This is a genomic window from Glutamicibacter sp. NPDC087831 (assembly GCF_044742845.1).
Taxonomy (GTDB): domain Bacteria; phylum Actinomycetota; class Actinomycetes; order Actinomycetales; family Micrococcaceae; genus Glutamicibacter.
In genome coordinates, this window is sequence record NZ_JBIUVH010000004.1 from 90,532 (window position 1) to 103,928 (window position 13,397).

Consider the following 13,397-nt stretch of genomic DNA (forward strand, 5'->3'; position numbering starts at 1 on the left):
GATCCTGGGGCGGTGGAGGTCCGAAAATAGCGAGAAATCAAGGAACAGATTTGACCCTTGATGAGATGTCGACCATGCTTGAAAAGGCCCATTTTGGGATTTATCGTGTCAAATTCGTGCTAAATCGGGTCAACTCGCAGAAATAATTCGCGGGATATCAGCGGAGAATAGCTGTTTCTTTCAGGCTGCTCCAACGCTAGATTTAGACACAACGGACCGACACCCGAAAAGCAATTCGCAATCAATCACACTGCATGGCGATCGTTTACTCGAGAGGCGATGGCTCGGCAGATTCCGCCCGGATCTTCTCCGCGGGATCTCACCAGTGAAGGAAGAACGCAATGAAGCAGACGGATCAATCAATCGTAGACCTCGTCGAGGAACTGCATTCAGTTCGTCACAGACGACCTAAGAAGTACTCACTTTCCGGTACGGATTACTGGGTATTCGGAATTGCCGGCGTTCTAGCGCTGGCATTTATCATTTGGGGTTTCGCTACCCCGGAAGGGCTGGGCAAGGCCTCCAGTGCGGCCCTTGATTGGGTTATCACCAACACTGGCTGGCTTTTTGTCATCGCTGCCGCGGTTTTCGCGGTCTTCGCCATCGTCGTAGCGGCCAAGAACTTCGGACGCATCCCGCTGGGCAAGGACGGCGAGACGCCAAAGTTCTCCACGGTCTCGTGGATCTCGATGATGTTCGCAACAGGCATGGGCATCGGCTTGGTCTTCTACGGCGTAGGCGAGCCGCTGTACTTCTACATGTCGCCTCCTCCGGGCACGGTGGAAGGTTCCACCAGTGATGCCCTGAGCACCGCCATGGGCACCACGCTCTTCCACTGGACCCTATTCCCATGGGCCATGTACGCCATCGTTGGCTTGGGCATGGCTTACGGCAGCTTCCGGCTGGGACGCCCCCAGCTTTTCTCAGCCATGTTCAGCTCGATCTTCGGCGACCGCGCCATCCATGGTTGGGGCGGGCGCACCATCAATATCCTGGCCATCATCGCCACCCTCTTCGGCTCGGCTTGTTCGCTGGGTCTGGGCGCATTGCAGATTGGCGGCGGCATCCAGGCCACCGGGATGATGGAGAAGGTCGGCTCCGGCGTTCTGGTTATCATCATTGGCATTCTGACCGCATTGTTTGTCGCTTCTGCCGTTTCCGGCATCGAGCGCGGTATCCAGTGGTTGTCCAACACCAACATGGTATTGGCATTGATCATCGCATTGATCGTTTTCATTGGCGGCCCAACTCTGTTCATCCTGAACGTCATTCCCAATGCCATTGGCGCTTTCATCGGCGACTTGCCGGAGATGGCTTCGCGTACGGCTGCCGGCGATGGCGCAATGTCTGATTGGCTGTCCTCGTGGACTGTCTTCTACTGGGCATGGTGGATCTCTTGGAGCCCATTCGTAGGCTTGTTCATCGCCCGCATTTCCCGTGGCCGCACTATTCGCCAGTTCGTCACCGGCGTGCTGCTCGTTCCATCCAGTGTCACCCTGATTTGGTTTGCAATCTTCGGCGGTGGCGCAATCGGTATTCAGGAACGCGCTGAACGCTCCGGGGAAACCGGGGAAAAGCTGGCCAGCATTGTTGACGGCGTACCAGACATCGACTTCGATTTGATCCTCTTCGACATGCTTGGGCGCCTCCCGCTGTCGGGCTGGATGGCTACCGTGCTGATGGTCGTCACCGTGCTGCTGATTGCAATCTTCTTCGTGACCGGCGCAGACTCGGCCTCGATCGTGATGGGTGCGCTCAGCGAACGCGGCGCTGAAGAGCCATCCAAGAAGGCCGTGATCTTCTGGGGCGTGGCCACCGGCGCTGTGGCCGCGGTGATGCTGCTGGCTGGCGGCGATCATCCGGCGGAGGCATTGACCGGGCTGAAGAACATCACCATTGTTTCGGCGCTGCCATTCGTGATTGTGATGCTCCTGCTCTGCGTGGCGTTGTGGAAGGACCTGAGCAAGGATCCGCTGGTGCTTCGCGGCAAGGTGGCTCGAAAGGTCCTGGAGCAGTCCGTGGGCCAAGCGGTTGACCGCCATGAGGGCAGCCAGTTCAGCTTGATGACCACCGAAATTCCTTTGGTCAGTGCCGAGGGCAAGGCCTCCGAAGTGAAGCTCTTCGCCACCGAAGCCGCCGCTGACCCGGTGAAGGACGGCAAGGACACTGCGGCCGATGGCCAGAGCCAGAAGCCAACGACCGGGGATTCCTAACCGGCAAATCAAATGAAGCTTCTTCCCCCGCCGGGGAAGAAGCTTCATTTGTTTAACCCCAAGGGGCCTGGGAGCAGCGATTAGCCGCGCGCGCGGCAGATCGCGTTGATCTCCGGAATGCACGGCTCATTCTGCAGGCTCGTTGTGTCGCCGAGCGTGGTGCCCTCGAACAGCTGGGTGAGCAGGCGGCGCATGATCTTGCCCGAACGGGTCTTGGGCACATCTGGAACCAAGACGATTTCCCGCGGCTTGGCAATCGGGCCGATCTGCACCGCGACGGTATTGCGGAGTTCAGCAATGAATTCGGCCTGCCGTGCAACGAGCTGCTCGTCAGGCGACTCGGCAACCAGCGTCTTGTCCAGCGGTACCACGAAGGCGGTTGCAGCGTGCCCGGTCTTGGAATCCGGGGTGGGGCAGACGCCGGCTTCCACCACGCCGGGGTTGGTGACCAATGCCGATTCGATTTCAATGGTGGAAAGCCGGTGGCCGGAAATATTGATCACGTCATCGGTGCGGCCCAGGATGTAGATATCGCCGTCCTCATCGAAGCGGGCACCGTCGCCAGCCAAGAACCAGCCCTGCTCTACGTATTGTTCCCAGTAGCTGGTGTAGTAGCGCGTCGGGTTGCCCCATACGGTACGGGCCATCGACGGGCCAGTGCGCGTGATGACAATATTGCCCTGCTGGTTGGCCGGCACGCTCAGGCCGCCGTCGTCGACAATGTCCACCGAGATGCCCGGCAGCGCGCGTGCGGCGCAGCCTGGCTTGAAATGTCCATCGGTCGGCAGGGGGGAAAGCACGGTCGCGCCGGATTCGGACTGCCACCAGGTGTCAACCATCGGTAGTCCTGCTTCGCTGTCCCGGCCGATCTGCTGGCGGAACCATTTCCATGCCTCGGGATTGACGGCTTCACCCACAGTGCCGCCGATCTTCACCGAGGACAGATCGTATTGAGCGGGGATGCCGTCTGGGAACCAGCCCATCAACGAGCGGACCAAGGTGGGAGCGGTGTAGTAGCTGGTGACCTTGTAGCGTTCAATGACCTCGAAGTGGCGGCCCGGGTGCGGGGCGTTGGGGACGCCCTCGTAGATTACCTGGGTGACGCCATTGGCCAACGGGCCGTAGATCTCGTAGGTATGCGCGGTGACCCAGGCGAGGTCGGCGGTGCACCAGTGCACGTCCTTGGCGCGCTGGGATTCGTCCGGGTTGGCGAACAGCAGGTTGTAGCTGGTGGCCGCCTGCGTCAGGTACCCGCCGGTGGTGTGAACCAAGCCCTTCGGCTGGCCGGTGGTTCCCGAGGTGTACATGATGAACAGCGGTGTTTCCGCATCGAATGCCTGCGCATGGTGCTCGGTGGACTGGGTATCAACCACCTCATGCCACCAGATGTCGCGGCCTTCGGTCCACGGGATTTCGTCGCCGGTGCGGCGGATAACCAGGACCTTTTCGATTTCGTTCTCTCCGGCAACGGCCGCATCGGCGTTGCCTTTGACCGGAACCGAAGTGCCGCGGCGGAACTGGCCGTCGGTGGTGACCAGGACCTTTGCCTTGGTGTCCTCCACGCGGAACCTCAGCGCCTCGGCGGAGAACCCGCCGAAGACCAGCGAGTGGATGGCGCCGATGCGGGCGCAAGCCAAGGTGATGACAATTGTTTCAATGAGCACCGGCAGGTAAATGACCACGCGGTCGCCCTTCACCACACCCAGGGATTCCAAGGCGTTGGCTGCCTGGGAGACCCGCTCCTGCAAATTCTTGTAGGTGACGGCTACCCGGTCACCGGGCTCGCCTTCGAAATACAGTGCGACCTTCTGGCCGCGTCCCGCAGCTACATGGCGGTCGGCGCAGTTCACTGCGGCGTTCAGCTTGCCGCCGAGGTACCAAGAAATTTCCGGTCCGCGCTTGGCATCCGGATCGGCCGGAATGATGCGGCTGGTGGTGTGCCACGGGGTGTCCCAATCCAAGAGGTTCGCCGCTTCGTCCCAGAATTCCTGGCGTGCTGCCTCTGAAACTTGAGTTGAGGTTGTTGCCAATTCGGTGGTCATCGCAAACTTTCTTTGGTGAGGGGTAGTTTTGTCAGCGGGTACTAGCTGGTCCGGTTTCAGGTCCAGCGCTTGATAGCCCAGCGTTCTGCTATCGACAGCAGGGCATCGGTGATCTTTCCAAAGACGGCCAGCAGCACGATGGTCATGATTAGGCGGTCCAATCGGCCGTTGTTCTGCGAGTCGGTAAGCAAGAAGCCAAGGCCCATTGACGCGCCGAGGAGTTCGGCTGCGACCAGGAAGAGCCAAGCTTGGGCTAGTGCCAAACGCAGTCCGGAGAAGATCGAAGGGACCACTGCGGGCAGCTGGACGGTGCGCAGCAGCTTCAATCCCTTCAACCCGAAGGCGCGGGCTGCTTCGACCAGGTGGGCATCGACATGGCGCAACGCCAAGGCGACGGTGGTAAAGACCGGGAAGAAGGCACCAATGATCACGAGTGTGACCTTGGAATCTTCACCCATTTTCATCCAGAGCACCAGCAGCGGAACCCAAGCCAAGGAAGGGACTGCACGCAGGGCGCTGATGCTCAGTCCCAGAAATGCATCTGCCAATTTGGACAGCCCGACAAGCGCACCCAGCGCCAAGCCCAGCAATGATCCGAAGGCGAAACCGAGAAGAACACGCTGAGTGGAGATGCCGATGTGCTTTCCGAGTTCGCCATCCTGGAAGAGCTCAATGGCAGCAGAAACCACTGAACCCGGAGTTGGCAGTGTCCACGGAGCAACGATTCCGGTAACGGTGACAAATTGCCACACAGCCAGGGTGGTCAACGGCAAGACCAGCGCAAGCAGCCATTTCGGGGCACGCAGGATCGTTGCGGCCATGCTGGCCTTCTGCTTGGCAGGTGTTTGGCTTCCGCGGGTTCCAGCCACGTTAGTGGGGCTCATGGCTGGTTACTCTCCGGAGATCTTTGTTGCGTCTGCCTTGACGGCAAACTGGTCATCGATGAGGGTTTCCAGAGCTTCATCAACGGATTCCTGCTCCGAGACACCGCCGCTAGCGACCAGCGTGGGAGCAATCTTGCTCAGGACTCCAGTGAATTTGGCGTCGGGAACTGCCGGAACGTCCAGATTGGAGCGTTCCTCAATCACGGTGGCAGCAACTCCTGGTTCGAGCCCTGCTACGTCGGCCAGGATTTCTGCGGTTTCCTCGGGATGGTCAGCTGCCCAGCCACGAGCCTTTTCGTAGGCATCGACAATGAGCTGGGCGAGTTCGGGGCTCTGCTCAATGAAGTCTTCGCGAGCGTTCAGCGCACCGTAGGTGTTGAAATCCAAGTTCCGGTAAACCAGTTGCGCGCCGTCTTTTTCGGCAGCGGCCATGATCGGATCCAAACCGCTCCAGGCATCAACCGAGCCGTTGGCCAGGGCGGTACGTCCATCGGCATGCTGGAGGTTCTGCAGCTTGATGTCAGCTTCACTCAAGCCCGCGGATTCCAGCGCCTGCAGCAGGAAGAAGTATGGGTCGGTGCCCTTCGTAGCGGCCACGGTCTTGCCAGCGAGATCTTCAACGGACTCGATTTTCGAGTCCTTATCCACTACCAGGGCCGCCCATTCCGGCTGCGAATACAGTGCGATGGTCTTGATGGGTGCACCGTTCGAACGGTTCAGGAGCGCAGCGGAACCGGCTGTGGAACCAACATCGATTGCGTCGGCGCGAAGAGCTTCATTGGCCTTGTTGGAACCAGCGGACTGGATCCATTCGACATTTACGCCCTGTTCTTTGGCGGCTGCTTCCAGCCATCCCTTTTCCTTGAGCACCAGGCTCAGCGGGTTGTAAGTGGCAAAGTCGATGGACAGGGTCTGACCATCCGAGGAGGCTGTAGCGTTTTCGCCAGCACAGCCGGTCAGGGCAATTGCGCCAACGATCAAGGCGGCGGCGGACAATGCAGTGCGGCGGGTGAGACGGTTCAAAAGCATGGAGAATCCTAGAATTGTGCGTGCAAGCGGTGTAGGTGAAAGGCAAAGAGGCCGCCGAATGGTTCGGGACCCACGGCGTGGCCGGGACTAGTGGTTGGTTGGGTCGACGCCGAGCAGGCGCAATAGGTGCAGGCGATCTGCAACGAACTTTTCATCGGTATGCCGGCGTGGATGCCCAGCTGAGATGGACAGATCTTCGATGACGCCCGCTGCACTATGCCCAGCGCCTCGCCCCAGAACAATCACGCGGTCAGCCAGAGTCAACGCCTCGTCCACATCATGGGTCACCATGAGAACGGTGGTGGGGAACGATGCGTGAATCGAGAGCAGCAGATCCTGCATCTTCAAGCGTGTCAGCGCATCGAGGGCGCCGAAGGGTTCATCAAGAAGCAATACACCCGGGCGCCGAGCCAGCGCGCGAGCCAGCGAAACCCGCTGCGCCATGCCTCCGGAGATCTCGCGTGGGCGCAAGCTGGCTGCATGGCTCAGACCGGTCAGCTCGATCAACTCCTCGATCAGCGTGTTGCCGGAGCGCTTATCGGTTTCCGGTGCCAGGCCCAGTGCAATGTTCTGGCGAACCGAGCGCCATGGCAGCAGCCGGGGCTCCTGGAAGGCAACGGCGCATAACTCGTTGATGCCGGTGACCTCGCGGGTGCCGGTGCGGATGGTGCCGGTGGTGGGGTGGTCCAAGCCCGATACTGAACGCAGCAGCGTGGATTTTCCGCAACCGCTGGCTCCAAGAATGGCCACGACTTGACCTGCTGGAATTTGCAGGTTGATATCGGCCAGGACGGTGCGGCTTTCCATCTTGGTGGTGAAGGTCCGCGACACGTTGCTGAACTGCACGTCCAGGGCGCTTGAAGCTGAGGCAACGGAAGCTGCCTCGGGCGCTGCAAAGGAAAGAGTCATGTTCATCTCCATCGGTCCTGGCGGTAGCACCGGCCTGCAGAGCAAAACTCCAAAGGTGGTTGCTGCGGCGTCAACGAGCCAGATCTCTCGGCCGCTCGGGATGGTTACGTGTCCATTACAACGAGTCGAACGATTTGAACGCAAATCTTGCGTAATATGAAAAAATCTTCGACAACTACGTCACATTGCCCAGAAATTTCGTTATTTATTTTATTGCAGGCCGGTTTGCTCGACATTAAGCAAAACTTTGCAACTCATCTTCGGCAGGACACGGATTAGGCTGTGAAATTTGAAGATGGGCACTTCCGGCACTGGGACGAAATGTGACTTCGCGGGTTGGAATCACCGGTTTATTACCGTTACAAATGAATTACGACCCATCCAGAGCGGCTGAGAGATCTGGCTCCACGACGCCGCAGCAACCACCCCAATAGCGGGACGGTGCTACCGCCAGGACCGATGGAAAGAATTGAGAACCCTGATGCCTATTGGTGAATCGCACAATGCCCTCGGACTGGACTTCAACCAGCTCAGTGACCCTTCGCAGGCCACCGCAATGGACCTGGACAAGTTTGAAGAACAGCTGCCGACTAGGCAATTGCTGAAAATCACCCCCGGACCAAGTGCGGATGAGCAATACGACCGGCTGGCCGAAATCTTCCGTCCCGTTTTTGCGCAGATCGCCGCAACCGCCAAGGACCGCGACTTGAACCGCGTGCTTCCTTTCGAGCAGGTAGGCCTGCTGAATCGCGAGCGGTTCGGTGCGTTGCGCCTTTCCGTTGCCGACGGGGGCTACGGCGCACGGCTGGTGGATGTCTTCCGCTTGCTCATCGAGCTGTCCGAGGCGGACTCCCACGTAGGCCAGCTGTGGCGTGCACATGTCGCATTCGTCGAGAACGTCTTGGCGCTGGAGGACGAAGAGCTGCGCAAGAAGTGGGTCGCTCGCATCGCTGCCGGGCAGATTATCGGCAACGCCTACACCGAACGCGGTGGCAACGCCCTGGGCACCTTGAACACCAAGGCCAGCACCGTGGACGGGCGCTGGGTGATCGACGGTGAAAAGTACTACTGCACCGGCACCATTTTTGCCGACTGGACCACCGTTGCCGTGGCCCACCCGGAGCTCGCCGGCCGCCAGATCGCCGTGGTCTCCACCCAGCGCAGCGGCGTCAAGATCCTCGACGACTGGGATGGGTTCGGCCAGGGCCTCACCGGAACCGGCACCACCGAATTCCACCAGGTCCCGGTGGATTGCTTCATGCCGCAGCAGACCAATGACTCCGAAGCGGCGATCTTCCAGCTGGTGCTCATGGCCGTGCAGGCCGGCATCGCCCGCGCCGCGCTGAACGACCTGCGTAGCGCGGTGCAGGCGCGCACCCGCATCTTCACCACCGGAACCGGGGTGCCGGTATACCAGGAACCCCAGGTCCTCCAGCTGGTGGGCGAAGTTTCCGCGGAGTCCTTCGCTGCCGACTCCGTGGTGATCGGCGCGGTACTCGAAGTTGAAGCCGCCTTGGGCGACCCGGGACTGAACGACGAAGAACGCTACGCAGTATGCGAGCTGGCCGCCAACCGCGCGCAAACCGTGGTGCAGCCACTGGCCATCGGCGTGACCAGCAAGCTCTTCGACGGACTGGGAGCCTCGTCCACCAGAAGCGGCTGCAACCTGGACCGGCACTGGCGCAATGCGCGCACCATCGCCACGCATAACCCGGCGATCTACAAGGCGCGCATCGTCGGGGACTACGAGATCAACGGGGTCCAGCCGCAGCGGCTGTCCGTCACCGGCGAAGATTCAACCCAGCGGGCTTGAGGGCCTGCGACGCAAACCAGCAACTTTCCACGATTACCGACCTATGGGGGCAAAGCCATGAGCGAGAACAAGCGCGAGATCCTATTCAACGCATTCGACATGAACTGCGTGGTGCACCAGTCGCCGGGCCTGTGGCGCCATCCGCAGGACAAGGCCTCGACCTACAACACCCTGGGCTACTGGACGCACCTGGCCAAAGTGCTGGAAAAGGGAAAGTTCGACGGACTGTTCCTCGCCGACGTGCTGGGCACCTACGACGTGTACAAGGGCACCAACGTCACCCCGCTGGGCTCCGGCGCCCAGGCACCGGTCAACGACCCGATGATGCTGGTTTCCGCCATGGCCGCCGTGACCGAGAACCTCGGCTTCGGCGTCACCGCGGGCACCGCCTATGAGCACCCTTACGCTTTCGCCCGCCGCTTGGCCACCCTGGACCACCTGACCAACGGCCGCGTGGGTTGGAATGTCGTCACCGGCTACCTTCCCTCGGCCGCCCGCAATATGGGCCAGGAAGACCAGATGGAGCACGACGAGCGCTACAACCACGCCGATGAGTACCTCGAGGTGGTCTACAAGCTGCTCGAAGGCTCGTGGGAAGACGACGCGGTGCAGAATGACAAGGCCACCGGCGTCTACACCGACCCGGCCAAGGTGCACCCGATCGAGCACGAAGGCAAGTACTTCAAGGTTCCGGGCATCGCCATCACCGAGCCGTCCACCCAGCGCACCCCGGTGATCTACCAGGCCGGCGCCTCCAAGCGCGGCACCGAGTTCGCCGCGTCGAACGCCGAAGCGATCTTCGTCAATTGCCCCACCCGCGACCTGCTGAAGGAAGCGGTCAGCAAGATCCGTGACGCTGCCGAGGCCGCCGGGCGTGGCCGCTACGACATCAAGGTCTTCGCCATGCAGACCATCATTACCGCCGAAACCACCGAACTGGCCCAGGCGAAGTTCCAGGACTACAGCTCCTACGTGGATATCGAGGGGTCGCTGGCACTGCTGTCCGGCTGGACCGGCATCGACATGTCCGTCTACGGCCCCGACGATGTCATCGGCGACGACGTGAAGTCCAACGCCATCCAGTCCTCGGTGGAAACCTTCAAGAAGGCCAGCGGCGATACCGGCAAGCCGTGGACCATCCGCCAGCTGGCCGAATGGATCGGCGTGGGCGGATTCGGCCCGGTCTCCGTCGGTTCGGGTGCCGAGGTAGCCGAGAAGCTCATCGACTGGGTGGACTACACCGATGTTGATGGCTTCAACCTCGCCTATGCTGTCACTCCGGGCACCTTCGAGGACGTTGTCGAGTACGTGGTTCCCGAGCTGCAGGCCCGCGGGGTCTACAAGACCGAGTACACCGAGGGCACGCTGCGCAACAAGCTGTTCGGCGCCGGCGACCGGGTGAAGGACACCCATCGCGCAGCCCAGTACAAGATCGCCAACCGGATGGCCACCCAAGCCTGAGCATCCGGCCCGCTGGCGCAATAGGCGGCGGCCTGCGGCAACTTCGAAAGAATGTTGCCGCAGGCCGCCGTTTTCGCTGCGCGCCTACTTGCTTGGCTTCAGCACCATGGCTGAACCGCCGCCGCGCCTGCTCGGCTCGGCTGCCGCGGTGAGCGTGCCGTCGGCAGCGATTTCCACCGCTTCAACGGCGCCGATTTCCGCTTGCGGGGTGAAGGAATCGCCAGCTGGCGTGAGTTTGTGGCCGAAGGCCTCAAGCGCCGGGCCGTAGGCATCGATGAACTCAGGTTCCGCCGTGACCGTGGCCGTATTGCGCTGCGAAGCCCGTGGTGCGGCAATGGCCTCGCTGATGCTCATGCCCAAATCGATGCGGTTCACCAGGGTCTGCAGCACCGTGGTGATGATGGTGGAACCGCCGGGGGAGCCGATGGCCAGCACCGGTTCGCCGTCCTGCAGGACAATGGTTGGCGCCATCGAGGAGCGCGGGCGCTTGCCAGGTCCGATGCGGTTGGGATCCTGCGGATCGTAGACCGTGGAGAAATCAGTCAGTTCGTTATTCAGCAAGAAGCCGCGGCCGGGAACCACCATGCCCGAGCCGCCGGTCTGCTCGATGGTCAACGTGTAGGAAACGACGTTGCCCCAGCGGTCCACCACCGACAGATGGGTGGTGGAGATGTTCTCCGTGTCCTGCTCTTCAACCGGTTCGCTGGTGGCAGCAGGGCAGCGGCCATCATAGTTTTCGATATCACCTGGAGCGACCGGCTTGGCCGCGGCTTGATCCGGGTCGATGGCGCACGCGCGATCTGCGCCGAACAGCTTGTCTGTCAGGGTCCGGGTCGGAACGTCGGCGAACGCCGGGTCTCCGACGAACTTGCCGCGATCAGCATAGGCGAGCGCCGTTGCCTCGAAATAATGGTGCAGGGCATCGGCCTCATCCATGGCCGCCACATCGAACTGCCCCAGGATGTTCAGCGATTCGCCGATGGTCGTCCCGCCGCTGGAAGAAGGTGCCATGCCGAAGACATCGTAGCCCCGGTAATCCACCTGGGTCGGTTCCTGTTCCACCACGTCGTAGCCGGCCAGGTCCGCGGTGGACAGCTGGCCTGCGGGAACCGGGAGGTCGGTGCCAGTGCTCTTGGGCGGTGCCTGCACCGTGTGGGCGATCTCGGCAGCCAGCTCTCCCTCATAGAATCCATCAAGGCCTTGCTTGGCCAGCATCCGGTAGGTGTGCGCGAGATCCGGATTCCGGAAGATGGTCCCGACCTCAGGAGCATCTCCGCCGGGCAAGAACAATTCGCTGGTGGCCGGGAACGCGGCGAATCGTTCCTTGTTATCCAAGGTCTGCTCGCGGAACGTTTCATCAATGACAAAACCGCGCGAAGCGATCTTGGTTGCCGGCTGCAGGACCTTTTTCAGGTTCTGCGAACCCCAGTTATCCAGGGCACGCTGCCACGTTGCCAGGGTTCCAGGCACGCCTACTGCCACTCCGCTGGTGACCAGCTCCGGGGTGAAGTTGTACTGCTCGCCGGTTTCCGGATCGATGAATGCGTCATGGGCCATGGCCGCCGGGGCGGTTTCGCGCCCGTCGATGGTGCTGACCTTGCCCGACGTCGCATCGTAGTAGAGGAAGTATCCGCCACCGCCAATGCCCGCGCTGTAGGGTTCGGTGACGCCCAGTGCCGCCGCGGTGGCCACGGCCGCATCCACGGCGTTGCCACCCTTGCGCAGGATTTCAATGCCGGCGGCGGTGGCCTCCGGGTCGACCGAAGACACTGCGCCTCCGGTGCCGATGGCAGTCGGAACCTTTTCGGTATGGCGCGGATCCGCGCTCGCCGGGAGGGCCGAGAAGGCTCCTAAGCCCAAGGCGATGGCTGCCGCGCAGGCAACTGATCTCAATCGTGCTCGTGGCATACTTTGATCTCCTCTTCAGGTGGGGATGAAGTATGCGCAAATTTACGGGAGCGGGCACTGCCTGCATGGTTGTGACACGCGGCACAATCCGTTTGGGCGCTAATTTATCCCTTGTCGCGCGAATATTCGCGGACATGACGTTTAAGAGCGGCAGGGCCGGCATCGCGGCAATGACCGCCGCGGATACCGGCCCGCTGGGCCCTCGATGCGAAGGGGCTACTTGGCCAGATTGTCCTTGATGACCTTGCCCAAGGATGCTGGAGCGCGGCCGATCAGCGTGGCCAGATCGCCTGTATTGACCTCCAGTGCTCCTTCGCGAATGCGTACGTCGGTATCGACGAGGAGGTGCGCGAAAGGTCCTGGCACGCCAGCATCAGCGTAGATCCTTTCCAGCTGCTCGGGATCCATATCCTGGTAGGCGACGTCCTGGCCAGCGGCGGCGCCGACAGCGCCAGCGAGCTGGGCGAGGGTGAATGGCTTGTCGCTGCCCAACTCGTAGATCTTGCCGTTCTGCTCTTCATCGGCGAGCAGCACCGCCGCGGCGGCCTCAGCAAAATCGGCACGGGCCGCGGCGCTGATTTTGCCCTCGCCCGCCGCTCCGAGGATCACGCCGCTGTTGAGGTAGCCCATCAGCTGGTCGGTGTAGTTCTCGATGTACCAGCCGTTGCGCAGCAGCACGTAGCCGATGCCGGATCCGGCCAGCAACCGCTCGGTGGCGATGTGCTCTTCGGCGAGCTCCATGCCGCCGGTCATCGCGTTGGCGATGGACGTGTAGGCGATTAGCGAGACGTCCACCTGCTTGGCGGCGTTGATGACGTTCTCATGCTGGGCCACGCGCTGGCCTACTTCGCTGGACGAGATCAGCAGCAGCTTGTCCACGCCTTCGAGTGCGGAAACCAGCTCTGGCTGGACGTTGTAATCGGCAACCCGGGTTTCCAAGCCCTTGCCATCCAACGGGGCCAGCTTCTCCTCCGAACGGCCGATGGCCACCAGCTGCGCGGGATCGGCCCCGCGCTCCAGCAACGCGTCGATGACAAGGTTCCCGAGCTGTCCGGTGGCACCGGTAATTGCTATTTTCATGAAATTCCTTCGTTGGCGTCTACCGTTGCCAACGACGCTCCAGCCCAATGCATTCCCG

At 61.4% G+C, this 13,397-nt stretch carries 9 protein-coding genes and 2 riboswitches; of the genes, 3 read left to right on the plus strand and 6 right to left on the minus strand.

The features are described from left to right. Positions 1 to 341 precede the first annotated feature (341 nt). The gene (locus tag ACIOJF_RS13430; RefSeq protein ID WP_402741727.1) at positions 342 to 2,213 is read left to right on the plus strand and encodes a BCCT family transporter; all 1,872 of its coding nucleotides are present in this window, start codon (positions 342 to 344) and stop codon (positions 2,211 to 2,213) included. Between the two features lie 80 nt (positions 2,214 to 2,293). Here the strand turns inward: ACIOJF_RS13430 and acs are convergent, their stop codons facing one another. The 4 genes from acs to ACIOJF_RS13450 form a co-directional block, all read right to left on the minus strand. Continuing rightward, positions 2,294 to 4,255, minus strand: coding sequence for an acetate--CoA ligase (gene acs, locus ACIOJF_RS13435; RefSeq protein ID WP_105657953.1), 1,962 nt, complete (start codon positions 4,253 to 4,255; stop codon positions 2,294 to 2,296). A 56-nt stretch (positions 4,256 to 4,311) separates the two neighbouring features. Beyond that, on the minus strand, positions 4,312 to 5,076 hold the full coding sequence (locus tag ACIOJF_RS13440) for an ABC transporter permease (protein ID WP_388024657.1): 765 nt from the start codon (positions 5,074 to 5,076) through the stop codon (positions 4,312 to 4,314). Between the two features lie 69 nt (positions 5,077 to 5,145). Then, the gene (locus ACIOJF_RS13445; RefSeq protein WP_105657955.1) at positions 5,146 to 6,168 is read right to left on the minus strand and encodes an aliphatic sulfonate ABC transporter substrate-binding protein; all 1,023 of its coding nucleotides are present in this window, start codon (positions 6,166 to 6,168) and stop codon (positions 5,146 to 5,148) included. A gap of 87 nt (positions 6,169 to 6,255) precedes the next feature. Next, positions 6,256 to 7,077: an ABC transporter ATP-binding protein gene (locus ACIOJF_RS13450; protein WP_105658011.1), complete on the minus strand. Its 822-nt coding sequence runs from the start codon at positions 7,075 to 7,077 to the stop codon at positions 6,256 to 6,258. Positions 7,078 to 7,082: 5 nt separating this feature from the next. Next, positions 7,083 to 7,184: riboswitch (SAM riboswitch) on the minus strand. Between the two features lie 267 nt (positions 7,185 to 7,451). After that, positions 7,452 to 7,543: riboswitch (SAM riboswitch) on the plus strand. A 15-nt stretch (positions 7,544 to 7,558) separates the two neighbouring features. Between ACIOJF_RS13450 and ACIOJF_RS13455 the strand changes: the two genes are divergently transcribed. After that, the gene (locus tag ACIOJF_RS13455; protein ID WP_105657956.1) at positions 7,559 to 8,890 is read left to right on the plus strand and encodes an acyl-CoA dehydrogenase family protein; all 1,332 of its coding nucleotides are present in this window, start codon (positions 7,559 to 7,561) and stop codon (positions 8,888 to 8,890) included. Between the two features lie 57 nt (positions 8,891 to 8,947). Beyond that, complete coding sequence (locus tag ACIOJF_RS13460; protein ID WP_402741728.1) at positions 8,948 to 10,351, plus strand: LLM class flavin-dependent oxidoreductase; 1,404 nt, start codon at positions 8,948 to 8,950, stop codon at positions 10,349 to 10,351. Positions 10,352 to 10,435: 84 nt separating this feature from the next. On the opposite strand, the gene ggt is transcribed toward ACIOJF_RS13460, so the two are convergent. Together ggt and ACIOJF_RS13470 are read right to left on the minus strand one after the other, a co-directional pair. Next, positions 10,436 to 12,259, minus strand: a complete 1,824-nt coding sequence (ggt, locus tag ACIOJF_RS13465; protein WP_402741729.1) for a gamma-glutamyltransferase — start codon at positions 12,257 to 12,259, stop codon at positions 10,436 to 10,438. Between the two features lie 216 nt (positions 12,260 to 12,475). Continuing rightward, positions 12,476 to 13,339, minus strand: a complete 864-nt coding sequence (locus ACIOJF_RS13470; RefSeq protein WP_402741730.1) for an SDR family oxidoreductase — start codon at positions 13,337 to 13,339, stop codon at positions 12,476 to 12,478. Positions 13,340 to 13,397: the final 58 nt, after the last annotated feature.